Consider the following 18,346-nt stretch of genomic DNA (forward strand, 5'->3'; position numbering starts at 1 on the left):
ATCGGATGGCTGCGTGTGAGGGTCAGGCCGCGAGGGGCGCCACCGTGAACACGCAGTGCGCATGTCCCTCGGCGGCGCAGCGGGTTTCTTCGCTGTGCGTCTTCCAGGTCTTGCCGGTGTCCTGGCCCACCCAGTCCATGGCGCCGGAGAACCAGCCGGAGAACAGGTAGCAGACCTTGTCCTGCGTCACCGGCACGCCGGCGATGCCCCGAGCCAGCACGAACACCGAGTGCTCGAGCACGATGCGGGCATGGCCGGTGGCGGCGTCCACCTCCTCGAAGGAGAACAGGCCCCAGCCGCGCTGCGACAGCCGCTTGAGGTAGTGCTCGTATACCGCCAGGCCCTTCAGGCCGTGGGTCTTCGATTCCTGCTCGCACCAGAAATACGCGGAGCGGTAGCCCGCCTTGTAAAGGCTCTGCGCATAAGCTTCGCGGCCGATGGCGGCTTCGGCCTCCACATGGTTGTTGACGAAGAAGTGCCGCGGCACGTAGATCATCGGGAGCCCGTCGGTGCTCCAGATGCCGGTGTTTTCGTCGACCTCGATGGGCAATTGCGGCTGCATGCTCAGGCTCCCCACACGTCCTTGAACACCCGCAGCCAGTTGCCGCCGATGATCTTCTCGATCTTGCTCGCCGGCCAGCCGGCATGCTCCATCTCGGCCGTCAGGTTGGGCATCTCGCCGATGGTGCGGATACCCACGGGGTTGAGCACGGTGCCGAAATCAGTGAGCCGGCGGTGGCGCCCCTTGTCGTGCGTGATGTGGTCGAAGAACTCCTGCCCGTAGCCCTGGGTGTGGTCGGTGCCCACGCCCACGCAATCCTCGCCCACCAGATTGACGACGTAGTCGATGGCCTCGACGTAGTCCGTGACGGTGGCCTCGATGCCGCGGCGCAGGAAGGGCGGGAACATGGTCACGCCGATGAAGCCGCCGCGCTCGGCGATGAAGCGCAGCTGCTCGTCGCTCTTGTTGCGCGGGTGCTCCTTGAGCCCCGCGGGCAGGCAGTGGCTGTAGGTGACAGGCTTCTTCGAGGCGAGGATCGCCTCCTCGCTCGTTTTGGCCCCGACATGCGACAGGTCGACCATGATGCCCACCCGGTTCATCTCGGCGATGACTTCGTGGCCGTAGCCGGACAGCCCGCCGTCGCGCTCGTAGCAGCCGGTGCCGATCAGGTTCTGCGTGTTGTAGCAGAGCTGGACCACGCGCACGCCCATGTCGGCGAAGGCTTCGATGTGGCCCAGGTGGTCCTCGAAGGCATGCGCGTTCTGGAAGCCGAGGATGATGCCGGTCTTGCCGTCGGCCTTGGCCTGCTCGATGTCGCGCGTGGTCCGCACCAGCGTGAGCAGGTCCGCGTTGGCGCGGATGAGCGACTTCATCTGCGCGATGTTGTGCACCGTGCCCTTGAAATCCTCCCAGACGGAGACGGTGCAGTTGGCGGCGGTGAGGCCGCCCTTGCGCATGTCCTCGAATACCGGGCGGTCCCACTTGGAGATGATGAGGCCGTCGATGACGACGGCGTTGGCATGGATCGGATTCATTGTCTGGGTTCCTTGCGTCTGGTTCATGGGTGGCTGGCGTTGTGGCTGGCGGCGGACCGCGCCGGTGCCTGATTCTTCGAGCCAGCGGTCGCCAAGGCTTGTGCAGCGCGGACGCGCACTTGCGCAAATCCGACATCGCCGGCAGCACGCGGGCACCGGGCCCGGATCGCTCGAGGCTGCGTGTCGATTCCTGACAAGTCCGCGTCCTGCCGACGCAAGGTGCGCACGGCGGCTCGCCAAACAATGCGCCCACCACGTTGACAGGCGCTCCCTGGCGCCAGCTCTCGCGAGGCTCATCCAACGGATTCCAGGATCTCCGTCATGCCCACTCAAGCTTCCATCATCACCCTGCATCCCCGCGCCGGTTCGGCGAACGACATGCTGAGCGCCTTGCTGGCGCGGCGCCGCCCCGGCTACAGTCTGGAGGCGCCGTTCTATCTCAGCGAGGACATCTTCGAGGCCGACATGGAACACATCTTCCGGCGCCACTGGATCTTCGCGGGCGTTGCGCCGCAGGTGCCGGAGCCGGGCGACTACATCACGGTCGAGGTCGGCGCCGATTCGGTGCTGATCGTGCGGGACGACGACATGAACCTGCGCGCGTTCCACAACGTCTGCCGCCACCGCGGCTCGCGGCTGTGCCAAGACCACCAGGGCAGCCTGGGCAACATCGTCTGCCCGTACCACCAGTGGACCTACGACCTCGAAGGCAAGCTGATCCATGCCGACCACATGGGCGAGGCCTTCCTGCGCGAGCAGCACGGCCTCAAGAAGGTGCACCTGCGCAACCTCGAGGGCTTGATCTTCATCTGCCTGGCCGACGAACCGCCGGCGGACTTCGAGGAAGCGGCCGCGCGCATGCGCCCCTACCTCGCACCGCACCGCCTGGACGACTGCAAGGTGGCGGCACAGATCGACATCATCGAAGAGGGCAACTGGAAGCTCACGCTGGAGAACAACCGCGAGTGCTACCACTGCATGAGCAACCATCCGGAACTGACGATCTCGATCTACGAGCAGGGCTTCGGCTACCAGCCCGGGCCGCAGAACGCCGAAGGGCTGGCGCAGTTCGAACACGCCGTGAACGAGAGCCGCGCCCGCTGGGAAGCCATGGGCCTGCCCAGTGCGCGGATCGAGGAGCTGGACACGCGCGTCAGCGGCTTTCGCGTCCAGCGCCTCCCGTTGGACCGCGCCGGCCAGTCCCAGACGCTGAACGCCGAGGTCGCCTGCAAGAAGCTGCTGGGCAATTTCGAGGACAAGGCCCTGGGCGGCCTGTCCGTCTGGACCCAGCCCAACTCCTGGCACCACTTCATGAGCGACCACGTGGTCAGCTTCTCGACCATCCCGCTCAGCGCCGGACGAACCCTGGTGCGCACGACATGGTGCGTGCACCGGGATGCGGTGGAGGGCGTGGACTACACGGTGGACAACCTCACCGCCGTGTGGAACGCCACCAACGCCCAGGACCGCCGGCTGGTCGAGGCCGCGCAGTCCGGCGTGGCCAGCAGCGCCTACGAGCCCGGCCCCTACTCGCCCTATGCCGAAGCCCTGGTCGAGGCCTTCTGCAGCTGGTACGTGGACCGCATGCGCGCCGGCACCACGGCCGCGCGCTGAAGCCGCGGCCGCACCGAACCCGCCGCTGGCCCTTGAACCGGAGCGCCGATCCCATGACGGTTTCCTACCTTGACCTGGCGCAAGCGCCCGCCGCTGCCTGGGGCCCCGACGACGAGTGGCTCGAATGCGTGCGGGTGCGCGACGAAACGCACGACGTGCGCAGCTTCGTGTTCCGCGCGGTGGAGGCGCGCAGCTTCCGCTACCGCCCCGGCCAGTTCATCACGCTGAGCCTGGACATCGACGGCGAGCGCGTGAACCGCTGCTACACGCTGTGCTCCAGCCCGACCCGGCCCGACACGCTGACCATCACCGTCAAGCGCGTGCCCGGCGGCCGCGTGTCGAACTGGCTGCACGAGCACATGCGCCCGGGCACGCGGCTGTCGGCGGCCGGCCCGGCCGGAGGCTTCTGCTTTCCGCCCGGACCGGTGCGGGCCCCCGCGCGAGGACAGCTCTACCTCTCGGGCGGCAGCGGCATCACGCCGCTGATGTCGATGTCCCGCGCCTGGAGCGACCTGGGACTGGACGCCGACGTGCAGTTCATCCACGCCGCCCGCACGCCGCAGGACATCGTCTTTGCCGACGAGCTCAGACTGCTGGCGCGTTCGCTGCCGCGCTGGCGCGCCACCATGGTGTGCGAGAGCCGCGGCAGCACGCCCGGCTACAGCGGCCTGCTGGGCCGCCTCGGCCTGCCGCTCCTGCGCGCCCAGGTGCCGGACCTGCTGGAACGCGAGGTCTGGTGCTGCGGCCCCGGCCCCTTCATGGCGGCGGTGCGCGCCATGCTGGCCGAGGCAGGCTTCGACATGGCGCGCTATCACGAAGAGAGCTTCTCGTTCGAGAGCCTGGCGCCGAACACGGACGAGGCGGCCGAGACATCCGCCGAAGCCGGCCCCGCCGGTACCGAGGCCAAGCGCTTCGTCGTCACGCTCAAGTCGCGCGGGGAACGCTTCGAATGCGCTGCCGACGAAAGCATCCTGAAGGCCGCGCAGCGCGCCGGCATTCGCTGGCCTTTCTCGTGCGCCAGCGGCGTGTGCGGCACCTGCCGCACACGCAAGCTCGCCGGCGACATCGACATGAACCAGGGCGGCGGACTGCGCCCGCGCGAGGTGGCGCAGGGCTGGATCCTGCCCTGCTGCAGCAAGCCGCTGAGCGACCTGGAACTCGACCGATAGCCGGTTCGCCGGCCACTCCCCCGATGAAAAATCCCCCACGTCCATCACTGTCCCAGGAACCGAGCATGTCTAGACCGAAGATCCAGATACGCGACTTGACCAAGGTCTTCGGCACCAAGCCGGAACAGACGCTGAAGCTGCTGCGGGAGGGCCAGTCCAAGGACGACATCTTCCAGCGCACCGGCCAGGTGGTCGGCCTCAACCGCGTCAGCTTCGACGTGCATGCCGGCGAGATCTACGTGCTGATGGGCCTGTCCGGCTCCGGCAAGTCGACGCTGATCCGGCTCATCAACCGCCTTGTCGAGCCCACGTCGGGCTCGGTCATCGTCGACGGGCAGGACATCGTCAAGATGCGGGCGGCAGATCTCGTGCGCTGGCGCCGCAAGCGCGTGGCCATGGTGTTCCAGAGCTTCGCGCTGATGCCGCACCGCACGGTGTTCGACAACGTGGCCTTCGGCCTGGAAATCGCCGGCGACAAGCCCCGCCTGTACCGGGAAAAGATCATGGGCGTGCTGGAACAAGTCGGCCTCAAGGCCTATGCGCAGAAATACCCGCACCAGCTCTCCGGCGGCATGCAGCAGCGCGTCGGGCTGGCGCGGGCCCTGGCGGCGGACCCGGACGTCCTGCTGATGGACGAGGCCTTCTCCGCGCTGGACCCGCTCAAGCGCACGGAGATGCAGGACCTGATGCTCGATCTGCAGCGCGAGCAGCGCCGCACCATCTTCTTCGTCTCGCACGACCTGGAGGAAGCGCTCAGGATCGGCTCGCGCATCGGCATCATGGAAGGTGGCAGCCTGGTGCAGGAGGGCACGCCGCACGAGATCGTCACCCGCCCGGCCAACGACTACGTGCGCCGCTTCTTCAAGGGCGTGGACACCTCGCGCTATTTCACCGCGGCCGACCTGGTCGACAGCGCACATGCGGACCTCGCCGCATGCAGCAAGTCGAACAGACTTTCGGCGACTACCACTTTGCCCGATGCGCTGCGCGCCGTCCTTGAGGTGGATCAACCCGTGAGCGTCTTCGACGATGCCGAGCACCTCGTGGGCTGCATCACGACCAAGAGCCTTCTCATCAAGATTGCGAGTACCCGCCATGCCTACTGACATCATCCGGGCTCTCATGGGCCAAGAAAAGGACGTGCTGCCGCTGGGCGCACTGGTGAACGACGGCGTCAAGCTGCTGCTGAGCCGCGGGGCGGGCGTGTTCGATGCGGTCGGCCACGTCGTCGAGGCCTTCGCGGGCCGGGTCGAGTCCGCCTTCGTGGCACTGCCCTTCTGGCTGGTGCTGCTGGCCGTGGTGGCCGTGGGCACGTGGCGGCTGAAGTGGCGCTTCGGGCTGTTCGCCTTTGCCAGCCTGATGGTGATCCGCCTCACCGGCTTCTGGGACCAGACCATGGTGACCCTGGCCCTGGTCTTCTCCGCGACGCTCATCAGCCTGTTCGTGGGCGTGCCGCTCGGCATCCTGTGCGCGCGCAGCGACCGCTTCAACGCCCTGCTGCGCCCGATGCTGGACTTCATGCAGACCATGCCGGCCTTCGTCTACCTGATCCCGGCCGCCATGCTGTTCGGGCTGGGCCGCGTGCCGGGCATCCTGGCCACCGTGGTGTTCGCGATGCCGCCGGTGGTGCGACTCACCGCGCTGGGCATCCGCCAGGTCAATCCGGAACAGGTCGAGGCGGGCAAGGCCTTCGGCTGCACATCGCTGCAGCTGCTGTGGAAGGTGCAACTTCCCATCGCGCTGCCCACGCTGATGGCCGGTGTCAACCAGACCATCATGATGGCGCTGTCGATGGTGATCATCGCCTCGATGGTCGGCGCGGGCGGCCTGGGCAACGACGTGCTCTCGAGCATCCAGCGCCTGGACATCGGCCTGGGCTTCGAGAGCGGCCTGTCGGTGGTGCTGCTGGCGATCATCCTGGATCGCCTGACCGAGAGCTTCGGCACGCGGCACCGGGACGGCTGAACGGCCCTTCGCTTCGCCGGCGCCGTGCGCAAACGCAGCGCCGGCTCCGCCGCGCGCGCATGAACCGCGGCCTTGCTTCATACCAGCGCGAAACGGCCCGCATCCGCGTGTCGGCATCCGGTTGATCCGCGTCGCCTCATGGCAATCGCACGCGCAGCGCCTCCCTAGCATCGCCTGGCGTGATGTCCACGCGTTCCATCATCAATCACACCGGAAAGAAACACGATGATCTCGTTCAGGCGCATTGCCATTCCAGCCACGGCACTTCTGTTCGCAAGCGCGGCGGTCCACGCCCAATCGTCGGTCGTCATCTCGGGCTTGTTCGACATCGGTGTGTTCCGGGACTTCAACCGGACGAACAACGTCGGCACCATCCAGCGCAGCAACATCGCATTCAGCGGCACCGAGGATCTCGGCGGCGGCCTGGCCGCCACCTTCAAGCTGTCGCACCGATTCGAAGGCGACACCGGACGGCCCGAGGGAGAGGGCTCCAAGCCCTACTGGCAAGGCGAATCGACCGTCGGGCTCAAAGGCGCCTGGGGCAGCGTGCGCCTCGGGCGTGCGCTCGATGCGGTGTGGGCCAATGACTGGGCCTACGACCCCTGGTACAACTTCAACCGTATCGCGTCGCCGGCGTGGCAGTACTGGCACTACAACTACTCGAGCAGCCGCACCAGCAACAACGGCTCTCCCGAGTACGGACGGCTCGCCAACGGCGTCTTCTACGACTCGCCCGTCTTTGGCGGCTTCAGCTTCCACTACAGCGGCGCATTCGAAAAATCCGACGCGGCCGGTGCGGGCCGCGGCCACAACAACGGCCTCTCGCTCAACTACGACCAGGGCCCCGTCTCGATGATGGCGGCCACCTCGAAGAACAGCAACAACGACACGGTCACCTTTCTCGGCGCCAAGTACACCATCGGATCCCTCTCGCTGATGGGCGCCTACGACCGGAGCAAGTTCGAAGCGGCGGTCGACTCCATTGCCAAGGCCTACACCGTGGGCGCGAGCTACACGATCGGCGCCGCGGTGCTCAAGGCCAGCTACGGCCAGCTCAAGGTGGACGGCGCCAGATCGCGCTTCCTCGGGCTCGGCGCCGACTACCTGTTGTCGAAGCGGACCAGCCTCTACGCGAGCGCGGGCCGCAACAAGCCCGACAACAGCAGCGGCACGACGGCCTATGGCGTCGGCATCGCCCACAGCTTCTGACAACCCAAGGAGATCGAAATGGCGAGCAATCGCGGCGTAGCGTATGTGGGAGCGGGCACTGTCGAAGTCCGGTCCATCGACTTTCCCAAGCTGGAAGATCCGCGCGGCAGGCGCATCGACCACGGCGTGATCCTGCGCGTTGTGTCGACCAACATCTGCGGCTCGGACCAGCACATGGTCCGGGGCCGGACCACGGCGCCGGAGGGCCTCATCCTCGGCCATGAGATCACCGGCGAGGTCATCGAACTCGGGCGCGACGTCGAGACGTTCGCCATCGGCGACCTGGTCTCGGTGCCGTTCAACGTCGCCTGCGGCCGCTGCCGCACCTGCAAGGAGCAGCACACGGGCGTGTGCATGACGGTCAATCCGGCGCGTGCGGGCGGGGCCTACGGCTATGTCGACATGGGCGGCTGGGTCGGCGGCCAGGCCGAGTACGTGATGGTGCCGTATGCCGACTTCAACCTGCTGAAGTTCCCCGACAAGGCGCAGGCGATGGAGAAGATCCGCGACCTGACCTGCCTGTCGGACATTCTTCCCACCGGCTACCACGGGGCCGTCACCGCAGGCGTCGGGCCGGGCAGCACCGTGTACATCGCGGGCGCAGGGCCCGTGGGCCTGGCGGCGGCGGCATCGGCGCGCCTGCTGGGCGCGCGGCCGTGGTGATCATCGGCGACGTCAATCCGGCGCGGCTGCAGCATCCCCGGAGCCTGGGCTACGAAGTCGTCGACCTGTCCCTGGACGCGACGCTGGCCGAGCAGGTGGCGCAGATCCTGCGCGTGCCGGAAGTGGACTGCGCGGTCGACGCGGTGGGCTTCGAGGCCCGCGGGCATGGCCACGAAGGCGCCCGCCACGAAGCGCCGGCCACCGTGCTGAACTCGCTGATGGAAGTGACCCGCGCGGCCGGCCGCATCGGAATTCCGGGGCTCTACGTCACCGAGGATCCGGGCGCCGCCGACAGCGCGGCCAGGCAGGGCGCGCTGAGCATCCGGCTGGGCCTGGGCTGGGCCAAGTCGCACAGCTTCTTCACGGGCCAGACGCCGGTGATGAAGTACAACCGCGCGCTGATGCAGGCCATCCTGTGGGACCGCATCAAGATCGCGGAGACGGTGGGCGTGGAAGTCATTGCACTGGACGACGCGTCTCGGGGATATGCGGAATTCGATGCCGGCGCGCCGAAGAAATTCGTCATCGATCCGCACGGTCTGATGGCCAAGGCGGCCTGAGCCAACTGCGCAAGAGGACGTGGCGCGCTTGGCGCAAGCAGAAGCGCGCCTTCGTGTCCAAGCTGCCGGCCCATTCCGTCAGCCCGAGCGCGCCGGCTTCGTTCCCGTGCTCGGCACCGCGACACCGCTGCCGCGCAGCCGCTGGCGCAGCGGCCGCCCCTCGAGATCGTCGAGCAGGGCCACCCACAACGCGATGCACAGCCCCGCCATCACCACCAGGAAAGGCGCGGCGACGATGACCGCTGCGGTCTGCAGCCCGCCGAGTCCGCCCATCACGAGCAGCACCGACGCGGCTGCACCGGCGAGCACGCCCCACAGGATCACCAGGCCGCGCGGCGGCGTCAGCTCGCCCTTCGCGCACAGCATTCCCATCACGATCGCGCCGGCATCGGCGCCCGAGATGAAGAACACGCCGACCAGAAACATCGCGACGGACGAGGTCAGCGTCGCCGCCGGGTATTGCCCGAGCAGCACGAACAGCGCCACGGCCGGGCCCTGGTCCTTCACCGCTGCGGCGATGCCGCCGGCGCCCGCGAGCTCGGCGTACAGTGCCGCGCCACCCATGACCGAAAACCACACCATCGTGACGCCGCTCGGGATGAACAGCACGCCGATGATGAACTCGCGGATGGTGCGGCCGCGCGAGATGCGCGCGATGAAGGTACCGACGAAGGGCGCCCAGGAGATCCACCAGGCCCAGTAGAAAATCGTCCAGCTGCCAAGCCACTTGCCGTCGCTGAACGCGGCGGTGCGGAACGACATTGGGATCAGCTCGCGCAGGTAGTCGCCGAGCGACGCGACCATCGTATTGACGATGAAGACCGTCGGTCCGACCGCAGCGAGAAACAGCAGCAGCAGCACCGCCACCACCATGTTCACATTGCTGAGGAACTGCACGCCCTTGCCGACGCCCGAAACCGCCGACAGGATGAACAACACTGTCATCACCGCGATGATGGTCAGCGCGATGGCGTTGGACTCGCCGATCTTCCAGAGATGGTTCAGGCCGCTGTTGATCTGCTGCGCGCCCAGGCCGAGCGAGGTCGCGGTACCGAACATCGTTGCCAGCACCGCCAGCACATCGATTGCCTTGCCGATCGGTCCGCGCACGCCCGCTTCGCCGATCAGCGGCGTGAACGCGCTCGAGATCAGGTTCGGCATGCCCTTGCGGAACGTGAAGTAGCCGATCACGAGGCCGACCACCGCGTAGATCGCCCACGGATGGAAGGCCCAGTGGAAGTACGAGTACTCCATTGCCAGCTGCGCGGCGGCGCGCGAGTGGGGCGCTGCCAGGCCGTGCGGCGGTGTCGCGAAGTGCGTGATCGGCTCGGCCACACCCCAGAACATCAGCCCGATGCCCATGCCGACGCTGAACATCATCGCGATCCAGGACGAGGTCTTGAACTCGGGCTTTTCGTCGTCCTGTCCAAGGCGGATATGGCCGAAGCGGCTGAACGCAAGGAACAGCGAGAAGATGAGGAAGAAGGCGGTGCTGACGACGAAGGACCAGCCGAAGCCATCGATGATTGCGTTCAGCAGCGCCTGCGATTGCGCCGCCATCTGCTTGGGCGCGATCGCGCCCCACGCCACGAACCCGATCGACAGGGCCGCGGCGGCCCAGAACACACCCCTGTCCACTCGTTGTTTCATGTGCTTTCCTGATGATGAATCGCGGTGTGCAACGATCGCACCACCAACGCTTCAGGGATTGCCAGCTATCGACCCGCCATGGCTCGCGGACGACAATCTCAACGCAGCACGACGGTGCGCAGCCCGTTGATGAAGACACGGTGCTCGAGCACGTAGCGAATGGCGCGCCCGAGCACCAGGCATTCGACGTGGCGCCCCGTGCTCAGCAGCTGCTCTGGGCCGAAGGCATGGTCGACCCGCTCCAGCGCCTGCTCGATGATGGGTCCTTCGTCCAGGTCGGTGGTTGCGAAGTGCGCCGTGGCGCCGATCAGCTTCACGCCGCGGGCATGGGCCTGCACATACGGGCGCGCGCCCTTGAAGCCCGGCAGGAAGGAATGGTGGATGTTGACGACGCGCCCGGCCAGCGCCCGGCACATGTCTTCCGACAGCACCTGCATGTAGCGCGCCAGCACCACCAGCTCGGCACCGTACTCGCGGATGCAGTTCAGCACCTGCGCCTCCTGCTGCAGCTTCGTCTCGGGTGTGATCGGAAAGTGATGGAAGGGCACGCCCTCGGCCGCCGCGACGGCGGCGAGGTCGGCGTGGTTGGACACCACGGCGACGACGTCCATGTCGAGCTCGCCTCGCCGGCGCTGCGCGAGCAGGTCGTGCAGGCAGTGGTCCGCCTTGGACACCATGATCAGCACGCGCGCCGGGCGCCGCGTGTCGTGGATCGCGCCCTCGGCATCTGCAAAGCCAGACAGCGCCGCGGCGTAGCCCGCACGCAGCGCATCGATGTTCCGCGCAGCCGCGCCGCGCACGCGGAAGACCGCGCGCACGTAGAAGCGCTCGCTCAGGACGTCGTCGAAGACCGCGAACTCCTCGATGTAGGCACCGTGCCGCTCGAGCAGCGCAGTGACCGTCGCCACCTGGCCGCGGGCACTCCGGCAGGCCAGGGTCAGGCAGTAGCGGTCTTCGTCAGGCAGGCTGGTGCTCATCGCTGGTCCTTTCGCTCGGCATGCACAAGGCCGCCATCGTCTGTACATGGCGGCGCTGCGCTTCGAAATCCGCGCGCGAGACGCTGCGTTCGATGCCCACTGACACCGCCGAGCCGCTCACGCGTTCCTTGGCGAGACCGGCGCGCACTTGCTGCACGCGCCCATCGAAATCGAAGGCGAAGGCGATCAGCTCGTTGACCCGCGTCTCCAGCAGCGGAGTGTGCGGGGTGCCTGGCCATTCCTCGGTGATCCAGCGGCACAGCGGCTCGTAGTCGATGCACTCGCCGAGCGCCGTCGGGCAGGCCGCAGCGGTACCGTGCAGCACCAGGTCGACCCATACCGGCTGCGGCTCGAGCTCATCGGCATAGATGCCGACGCGAAGCTGTGTGCAGAGGCGCTCGATCCTCACCGACCACGTCGTGTTCACGCAAACCGCCGCGTGACGAGGCCGCACTCTGCGGTGGCGCGTTCGAGCATCAGCCACACATAGCCCGCGAAGCTGCGGCGCACCAGCAGCTCGTACTCGGGTGCGTCGTCGGTCTGCCACAGCCAGACCCCTGCCTTGAAGAAGTGCGACCCGGCACATGCGCCGCGCGCGAAGGCGCGCGGATGCAGGTCCAGCGGGCAGCCCTGGGCGAGCACGTCGCGCGCCGGCGTGCCGCTCAGGTGCAGCACCGTATAGCCGCTGCTCACGTCGGTCACGGCGTGGTGCTGGCCGGCCAGCGCCTTGCGCAGCCGGGTCGCCAGCGCATCGGCCTGCCCCTTGGGGCCGACGATGAACCAGTCATCGGGCCCCGCCCACAGGACGCGCACCGCGCTGCCTTCACCGGTGGTGCAGGGCTTCACCGGCAGCGGCGCATCCAGCACGCTTTCGACGGCCTGGCGGAACGCCGTGTCCTCGGCATTGCCGCGCAGGTTGACGATGCAGAGGCCCTCGCGCCATCCGGCGAGCAGGCTTCTGGTGACGGGGGCGGCGGACGCCACCGGCCGGCGAATGGCCGGCTCGGCTTTGCGTTGGAGGACCTCAGGCATTTTGACGCTCCGATTTCGGGTCGAAGAACACGGGACTGGCGATGGTGGCGGTGACCGTGCGGCCACCGTGCATGGAGAGGTGCACCCGTTCGCCCATGCGTTGGGCGCCGCCCTTGACCAGCGCCAGGGCGATCGAGCGGCCCAGGGTGGGGCTGGCGTAGCTCGATGTCACATGGCCGGCCGAGCGCGCGGGGATGCTCGGCCTCGGCTCGTCGATGACCTGGGCGCCCTCTTCGAGCACCACCTGGGGGTCATCGGTGAGCAGGCCGACGAACTGCTTGCGGTCCGGCCGCGCGGTGTCGCTGCGCGAGAGCGAACGCTTGCCGAGGCAGTCCTTGGTCTTGGCCACCATGGCACCCATCCCGAGGTCGACCGGCGTGACCGAGCCATCGGTGTCCTGGCCGACGATGATGTAGCCCTTCTCGGCACGCAGCACGTGCATGGTCTCGGTGCCGTAGGGCGTAATGCCGTACGGTGCGCCCGCGGCCTGGATCGCCTCCCATACGCGCAGGCCGTCCGCGGCTGGCACGTTGACCTCATAGCTTCGCTCGCCCGAGAAGCTGATGCGCATGATGCGCGCCCTGACGCCGGCCACGGTGCCCTCGCGGTACGACATGAAGGGGAACGCGGCGTCGTCGAAGTCGATGTCCTGGCACAGCTTCTGCAGCACCTGTCGACTCTTCGGCCCGGCGAGCGCGGTCGTGGCCCAGTGGTCGGTGACGGTCGTGAGGAACACCTTCAGGTGCGGCCATTCGGTCTGCAGCCAGCGCTCAAGCCAGGCCAGCACGCGCGCCGCGCCGCCGGTGGTCGTGTGCATGAGGAAATGGTTCTCGCCCAGGCGCACGGTGACGCCGTCGTCGAACACCATGCCGTTCTCGTCCAGCATCAGGCCATAGCGGCACTTGCCGACCTCGAGCTTGGACCAGGCGTTGCTATAGACCCAGTTGAGCAGCGTGGCGGCATCCGGTCCCTGGATGTCGATCTTGCCGAGCGTCGAGGCGTCGAGCGTTCCGACACTGTGCCGCACCGCGAGCACCTCGCGCCGCACCGCGGCGTGCAGGTCCTCGCCCGGCTTCGGGTAGTACCAGGGGCGCTTCCACTGGCCCACGTCTTCGAACAGCGCGCCTTGCCGCAGGTGCCATGCGTGCATGGCGGTGGTGCGCACCGGCTCGAAGGCGTCGCCCAGTTCCAGCCCGGCCACCGCGCCGAAGGTCACCGGCGTGTAGTTGGGGCGGAAGGTCGTCGTGCCGACCTGCGGAATGGACTTGCCGAGCGCCTGGGCGGCGATGCCCATGCCGTTGATGTTGCCTGTCTTGCCCTGGTCGGTGCCGAAACCCATGGCGGTGTAGCGCTTGACGTGCTCGATCGATTCGAATCCCTCGCGCACCGCCAGGTGGATGTCGGAAGCGGCCACGTCGTTCTGCAGGTCGACGAACTGCTTGGGCGCCCGGCTCACGCGCTTGGCATGCGGCACCAGCCACAGCGGACGCAACGAACCAGGCTGGGTGTCGGCCATGCGGGGCAGCGGCGTGGGCGCCACCTGGAAGCCCGCCGCCTGCGCCGCGGCCGCGCCTGCGGCCCATCCGCTGTGGGCGCACAGGAAAAGGCTCTGCAGGCCGCAGCAGCTGCCGGCGGAAGATTCGGCCTGCGCCGCACGGCCGGGCAGGAAGGCGGCATGGCCGTCGTCCCAGACCGGCTTGCTGCCCGCCTGGCACTGCAGGTGGATCACCGGGCTGAAGCCGCCCGACACGGCGACGAGGTCGCATGCGAGCATTCGCGGCGATCCGCCGAGGCGGCCCTGCGCATCCAGCTGCTGCACCACGGCCGCAGTCACCCGCTTGCGGCCGTGCGCTTCGGTGATCACCTGGCCCGGCAGGATCTCGATGCCCTTGCCGCTGGCACGCTGCGAGAGGCTGCCGTCGGGCTTGCTGCGCGCATCGACGACCACCACCGATGCGCCCGCGCCGTGAAGCGCCAGCGCCGCGTCGTAGCCGGTGTCGTTGTTGGTGAAGACCACGGCCCGCTGCCCCGGCAGCACCGCATAGCGGCGCACATAGGTCGACACGGCCGACGCCAGCATGATGCCGGGCAGGTCGTTGTTGCCGAACACCAGCGGGCGCTCGTGCGCGCCGGTGGCCAGCACCACCTGCCTGGCACGAAGCCGCCACAGGCGCTCGCGGAAGACCGGCGCTTCGGCGAACGGCAGGTGGTCGGCACGACGCTCGACCAGCGTGACCAGGTTGTGGTCGTGGTAGCCGAAGGCGGTCGTTCGCGGCAGCACCTGCACTTCGGGCAGCGACGCGAGCTCCTCGCGTGCCTGCTCGACCCACTGCGCGGCGGGCAGCCCGTCGATCTTCTCGTCGCTGGACAGCAGCCAGCCGCCGAGCTCGGCCTGCTCGTCGCACAGCATGACCCGCGCGCCGCTTCGGCCCGCCGCGAGCGCAGCCGTGAGGCCTGCGATGCCGCCGCCCACCACGAGCACGTCGCAATGCGCAAAGCGTTTTTCGTAGCGGTCCGGATCCCCGACCGTGGGCGAGGCGCCCAGGCCGCTGGATGCCCGGATGTGCTTCTCGAAGAAATGCCAGGCTCCCTGCGACGCCATGAAGGTCTTGTAGTAGAAGCCGGCCGGGATCAGGCGCGAGAACCATCCGTTGACCGCCTTCAGATCGAACTCGACACTGGGGCTGGCATGGATGGACGTCGCAACGAGGCCTTCGACCAGGCTCACCTCGGTCATGCGGGCATTGGGCACGGTGCGGGCGCCGTCGAACAGCTGCACCAGCGCATTGGGTTCTTCCACGCCCGCGCTCAGGATGCCGCGCGGGCGGTGGTACTTCCAGCTGCGCGCCACGACCGACACGCCGCTCGCGAGCAGCGCCGAGGCCAGCGTGTCGCCGGGATGCCCGCGGTACGCACGGCCGTTGAATGTGAAGTTGAGGACGCGGTCGCGGTCGATGCGTCCTCCGGCGGCAAGGCGGGCATTCATGCGTTGCTCCTGGAGGCGGCGGCCTGGCCTTCGGCGTCGGGCATGGCTTCGCCGATGCGCCACGTGGCATGGATGCGGTAGCTCACCGTGTCGCGCAGGACGTTGAACCAGCGGCCGCAGCCGCTCGCGTGGCGCCACTGCTCGTGGTGCACGCCCTTGGGGTTCTTGCGCATGAACACGTAGTCGCCCCATTCGGCATCGGTCAGCGACTCGCTGTTGGGCGGACGGACGATGCCGCCCTCGCCGCCGCAGCTGAACTCGGACTCGGCGCGCGGGCCGCACCAGGGGCAATCGATCTGCAGCATGGTGTGTCTTTCGAAAATGATCTGGAAGTGAAGGCGGTCAGTGGGCGACGGCGGCAGCGCCGTGCTCGTCGATCAGGTGGCCGTTGTAGAAGCGGTCGAGCGAGAAGGCTTCGTTGAGCGGGTGCGGCCGGTCCTGCGCCACCGTGTGCGCCATGGCCCAGCCCGAGCCCGGCGTCGCCTTGAAGCCGCCGGTGCCCCAGCCGCAGTTGATGTACAGGCCCTTCACCGGCGTGAGGCCGATGATCGGGCAGGCGTCCGGCGAGACGTCGACAATGCCGCCCCACTGCCGGTTCATGCGCACGCGCGAGAACAGCGGGAACAGCTCCACGATGGCCTGCAGCGTGCTTTCGATCACGTGGTAGCTGCCGCGCTGGCCATAGCCCGCGTACTGGTCGATGCCGGCACCGATCACCAGGTCGCCCTTGTCCGACTGGCTGATGTAGGCGTGGATGGCGTTGCTCATCACCACCGTCGGGAAGATCGGCTTCAGCGGCTCGGAAACCAGCGCCTGCAGCGGATGGCTTTCCAGCGGCAGCCGGATGCCCGCCATCTCGGCCAGCACGCTGGAGTGGCCGGCCGCGACGATGGCCACCTTCTTGGCCTTGATGAAGCCGCGCGCCGTGTCCAGCCCCGTCACCGCACCGCCGTCGCGGCGGATGCCGTGCACCTCGCAGTTCTGCAGGATGTCCACGCCGTAGGAGTCGGCTGCGCGCGCGAAGCCCCACGCGACCGCATCGTGCCGCGCCACGCCGGCGCGCCGCTGCAGCGATGCGCCGAGCACCGGGTAGCGCGCGTTCAGGTTGATGAAGGGCAGCATCTCCTGGATCTGCTGCGGCGTCAGCACCTCGGCGTCGACGCCGTTCAGGCGGTTGGCGTTGACGCGGCGCTGGATGTCGCGCATGTCCTGCAGCGAATGGCCGAGGTTCATCACGCCGCGCTGGCTGAACATCACGTTGTAGTTGAGGTCCTGCGACAGGCCCTCCCACAGCTTCATCGACTTCTCGTACAGCTGGGTCGCTTCGTCCCAGAGGTAGTTGGAGCGCACGATGGTGGTGTTGCGCGCGGTGTTGCCGCCGCCCAGCCAGCCGCGCTCGACCACCGCCACGTTGCGCAGGCCGTGCTCCTTGGCCAGGTAGTACGCGGTGGCCAGCCCGTGGCCGCCCGCGCCCACCACGACGACGTCGTATTCGCGCTTGAGCTCCGGCGAGCGCCATTGCTTCTGCCAACCCTCGTGGTACGAGACCGAGTTGCGCAGCAGCGACCAGATCGAGAATTTCTGCATCACTATCTCCTGTTGGCTTCAACATTCCACGACGTTGACCGCGAGGCCCCCGCGCGAGGTTTCCTTGTATTTCGTCTTCATGTCGGCCCCGGTCTCGCGCATGGTCTTGATCACCCTGTCGAGGCTCACGTGGTGCGTGCCGTCGCCGCGCAGCGCCATGCGCGCGGCGTTGATTGCCTTCACCGAGGCGATCGCATTGCGCTCGATGCACGGGATCTGCACGAGGCCACCCACCGGGTCGCAGGTCAGGCCCAGGTGGTGCTCCATGCCGATCTCGGCGGCGTTTTCCGCCTGCTCGGGCGTGCCGCCGAGCACCGCGCACAGGGCCCCGGCGGCCATCGAGCAGGCCACGCCGACCTCGCCCTGGCAGCCGACCTCGGCGCCGGAGATCGACGCGTTTTCCTTGTAGAGGATCGCGATGGCGGCGGCCGTGAGCAGGAAATCGAACACGCCCTGCTCGTTGGCCCCTGGCGTGAACCTGCGGTAGTAGTGCAGCACCGCGGGCACGATGCCGGCCGCGCCATTGGTCGGCGCCGTGACCACGCGGCCGCCGGCGGCATTCTCTTCGTTGACGGCCAGCGCATAGAGGTTGACCCAGTCCAGCACCTGCAGCGGGTCGCTCAGCGCCGCCTCCGGATGGGCCGTCAGCCCGCGGTACAGGTCGGCCGCCCGCCGGCGCACCTTGAAGCCGCCGGGCAGCGTGCCTTCGCTCGCCACCCCGCGCTTCACGCAGGCCTGCATGGCCTCCCAGATGCGGCGCAGGCCGCCGCGCAGATCGTCGGCGCTGCGCCAGGCCAGCTCGTTCTGCCACATCAGCTGTGCGATGGTGAGGCCGCTCGCCTGGCACTGCTGCAGCAGTTCTTCGCCGGTGCGGAACGGGTGAGGCAACGGGCGCGTGTCCGGCCCCAACTGAGGCGCGCCGGATTCGTCATGGAGAACGACGAAGCCGCCGCCGACCGAAAAATAGGTGCGCTCGAGCACGGGCTGCGCCATCGCGTCCAGTGCCGTGAGCCGCATGCCGTTGGGATGGAAGGCCAGCGCTTCCCTCCGCAGGAACAGCAGGTCCTCGCGCTCGTCGAAGGCGACCGGATGGCTGCCCGCCAGGTTGAGCATGCGTTGCCCGCGGATCTGCTCCAGCCGGCCAGGGATGCAGTCCGGGTCGATCAGGTCGGGCTGCTCGCCTTCGAGCCCCAGCATGACGGCCTTGTCGCTGCCGTGGCCCTTCCCCGTGGCGCCGAGCGAGCCGTAGAGCGCACAGCGCACGCGCCGCACCGCGTCGAGCGAGCCGCTCTCGCGCAGGTCCGCGGTGAACAGGTTGGCCGCGCGCATGGGGCCCACGGTGTGCGAGCTGCTCGGCCCGATGCCGATCTTGAAGAGGTCGAAGGTGCTGACGGCCAC

15 protein-coding genes and 1 pseudogene are annotated in these 18,346 nt (G+C 68.1%); 6 read left to right on the forward strand and 10 right to left on the reverse strand.

Features of this window, described 5'->3' with window-relative positions:
• Positions 1 to 22: 22 nt before the first annotated feature.
• Entirely contained in the window at positions 23 to 562 is a 540-nt protein-coding gene (locus tag QFZ47_RS11505) for a DUF5943 domain-containing protein (protein ID WP_307655748.1), read from the reverse strand.
• 2 nt (positions 563 to 564) lie between these two features.
• Entirely contained in the window at positions 565 to 1,536 is a 972-nt protein-coding gene (locus tag QFZ47_RS11510; protein ID WP_307655749.1) for a dipeptidase, read from the reverse strand.
• A 378-nt stretch (positions 1,537 to 1,914) separates the two neighbouring features.
• Between QFZ47_RS11510 and QFZ47_RS11515 the strand changes: the two genes are divergently transcribed.
• The 6 genes and pseudogenes from QFZ47_RS11515 to fdhA all read left to right on the forward strand — a co-directional run bounded on the left by QFZ47_RS11515 (position 1,915) and on the right by fdhA (position 8,716).
• Positions 1,915 to 3,150: an aromatic ring-hydroxylating oxygenase subunit alpha gene (locus QFZ47_RS11515; RefSeq protein ID WP_307658928.1), complete on the forward strand. Its 1,236-nt coding sequence runs from the start codon at positions 1,915 to 1,917 to the stop codon at positions 3,148 to 3,150.
• Between the two features lie 53 nt (positions 3,151 to 3,203).
• On the forward strand, positions 3,204 to 4,319 hold the full coding sequence (locus QFZ47_RS11520) for an FAD-binding oxidoreductase (RefSeq protein WP_307655750.1): 1,116 nt from the start codon (positions 3,204 to 3,206) through the stop codon (positions 4,317 to 4,319).
• 65 nt (positions 4,320 to 4,384) lie between these two features.
• Positions 4,385 to 5,425 carry a quaternary amine ABC transporter ATP-binding protein gene (locus QFZ47_RS11525; protein WP_307655751.1) on the forward strand — a complete coding sequence of 347 codons (1,041 nt, stop codon included), beginning with the start codon at positions 4,385 to 4,387 and terminating at the stop codon, positions 5,423 to 5,425.
• Between the two features lie 16 nt (positions 5,426 to 5,441).
• Complete coding sequence (locus tag QFZ47_RS11530) at positions 5,442 to 6,284, forward strand: ABC transporter permease (protein ID WP_307655752.1); 843 nt, start codon at positions 5,442 to 5,444, stop codon at positions 6,282 to 6,284.
• 225 nt (positions 6,285 to 6,509) lie between these two features.
• Entirely contained in the window at positions 6,510 to 7,493 is a 984-nt protein-coding gene (locus QFZ47_RS11535; RefSeq protein ID WP_307655753.1) for a porin, read from the forward strand.
• Between the two features lie 18 nt (positions 7,494 to 7,511).
• Positions 7,512 to 8,716 (forward strand): annotated as a pseudogene (gene fdhA, locus QFZ47_RS11540) (formaldehyde dehydrogenase, glutathione-independent).
• Positions 8,717 to 8,794: 78 nt separating this feature from the next.
• Here the strand turns inward: fdhA and QFZ47_RS11545 are convergent.
• From QFZ47_RS11545 to QFZ47_RS11580, 8 genes are all read right to left on the reverse strand, one after another.
• Positions 8,795 to 10,366: a BCCT family transporter gene (locus QFZ47_RS11545; protein ID WP_307655754.1), complete on the reverse strand. Its 1,572-nt coding sequence runs from the start codon at positions 10,364 to 10,366 to the stop codon at positions 8,795 to 8,797.
• A gap of 98 nt (positions 10,367 to 10,464) precedes the next feature.
• A complete protein-coding gene (gene purU / locus QFZ47_RS11550) occupies positions 10,465 to 11,343 on the reverse strand; it encodes a formyltetrahydrofolate deformylase (RefSeq protein WP_307655755.1) in 879 nt (292 codons plus the stop codon).
• Positions 11,324 to 11,770 (reverse strand): dihydroneopterin aldolase, encoded by a 447-nt coding sequence (locus QFZ47_RS11555; RefSeq protein ID WP_307655756.1) that lies wholly within the window; start codon positions 11,768 to 11,770, stop codon positions 11,324 to 11,326. The genes purU and QFZ47_RS11555 overlap by 20 nt, the downstream gene beginning before the upstream one ends.
• Entirely contained in the window at positions 11,767 to 12,375 is a 609-nt protein-coding gene (locus QFZ47_RS11560) for a sarcosine oxidase subunit gamma (protein ID WP_307655757.1), read from the reverse strand. The genes QFZ47_RS11555 and QFZ47_RS11560 overlap by 4 nt, the downstream gene beginning before the upstream one ends.
• The gene (locus QFZ47_RS11565) at positions 12,368 to 15,361 is read right to left on the reverse strand and encodes a sarcosine oxidase subunit alpha family protein (protein ID WP_307655758.1); all 2,994 of its coding nucleotides are present in this window, start codon (positions 15,359 to 15,361) and stop codon (positions 12,368 to 12,370) included. The genes QFZ47_RS11560 and QFZ47_RS11565 overlap by 8 nt, the downstream gene beginning before the upstream one ends.
• Positions 15,358 to 15,666, reverse strand: coding sequence for a sarcosine oxidase subunit delta (locus QFZ47_RS11570; RefSeq protein ID WP_307655759.1), 309 nt, complete (start codon positions 15,664 to 15,666; stop codon positions 15,358 to 15,360). The genes QFZ47_RS11565 and QFZ47_RS11570 overlap by 4 nt, the downstream gene beginning before the upstream one ends.
• A gap of 37 nt (positions 15,667 to 15,703) precedes the next feature.
• Complete coding sequence (locus QFZ47_RS11575; protein WP_307655760.1) at positions 15,704 to 16,948, reverse strand: sarcosine oxidase subunit beta family protein; 1,245 nt, start codon at positions 16,946 to 16,948, stop codon at positions 15,704 to 15,706.
• Positions 16,949 to 16,966: 18 nt separating this feature from the next.
• Entirely contained in the window at positions 16,967 to 18,346 is a 1,380-nt protein-coding gene (locus QFZ47_RS11580) for an L-serine ammonia-lyase (RefSeq protein ID WP_307655761.1), read from the reverse strand.

Origin of the sequence: Variovorax paradoxus (genome assembly GCF_030815975.1) — a bacterium.
Taxonomy (GTDB): domain Bacteria; phylum Pseudomonadota; class Gammaproteobacteria; order Burkholderiales; family Burkholderiaceae_C; genus Variovorax; species Variovorax paradoxus_N.

Coding starts and splice junctions, on each gene's coding strand:
- QFZ47_RS11505 (WP_307655748.1), bottom strand. CDS start 562: ATGCAGCCGCAATTGCCCATCGAGGTCGACGAAAACACCGGCATCTGG.
- QFZ47_RS11510 (WP_307655749.1), bottom strand. CDS start 1,536: ATGAATCCGATCCATGCCAACGCCGTCGTCATCGACGGCCTCATCATC.
- QFZ47_RS11515 (WP_307658928.1), top strand. CDS start 1,915: ATGCTGAGCGCCTTGCTGGCGCGGCGCCGCCCCGGCTACAGTCTGGAG.
- QFZ47_RS11520 (WP_307655750.1), top strand. CDS start 3,204: ATGACGGTTTCCTACCTTGACCTGGCGCAAGCGCCCGCCGCTGCCTGG.
- QFZ47_RS11525 (WP_307655751.1), top strand. CDS start 4,385: ATGTCTAGACCGAAGATCCAGATACGCGACTTGACCAAGGTCTTCGGC.
- QFZ47_RS11530 (WP_307655752.1), top strand. CDS start 5,442: ATGGGCCAAGAAAAGGACGTGCTGCCGCTGGGCGCACTGGTGAACGAC.
- QFZ47_RS11535 (WP_307655753.1), top strand. CDS start 6,510: ATGATCTCGTTCAGGCGCATTGCCATTCCAGCCACGGCACTTCTGTTC.
- QFZ47_RS11545 (WP_307655754.1), bottom strand. CDS start 10,366: ATGAAACAACGAGTGGACAGGGGTGTGTTCTGGGCCGCCGCGGCCCTG.
- purU (WP_307655755.1), bottom strand. CDS start 11,343: ATGAGCACCAGCCTGCCTGACGAAGACCGCTACTGCCTGACCCTGGCC.
- QFZ47_RS11560 (WP_307655757.1), bottom strand. CDS start 12,375: ATGCCTGAGGTCCTCCAACGCAAAGCCGAGCCGGCCATTCGCCGGCCG.
- QFZ47_RS11565 (WP_307655758.1), bottom strand. CDS start 15,361: ATGAATGCCCGCCTTGCCGCCGGAGGACGCATCGACCGCGACCGCGTC.
- QFZ47_RS11570 (WP_307655759.1), bottom strand. CDS start 15,666: ATGCTGCAGATCGATTGCCCCTGGTGCGGCCCGCGCGCCGAGTCCGAG.
- QFZ47_RS11575 (WP_307655760.1), bottom strand. CDS start 16,948: ATGCAGAAATTCTCGATCTGGTCGCTGCTGCGCAACTCGGTCTCGTAC.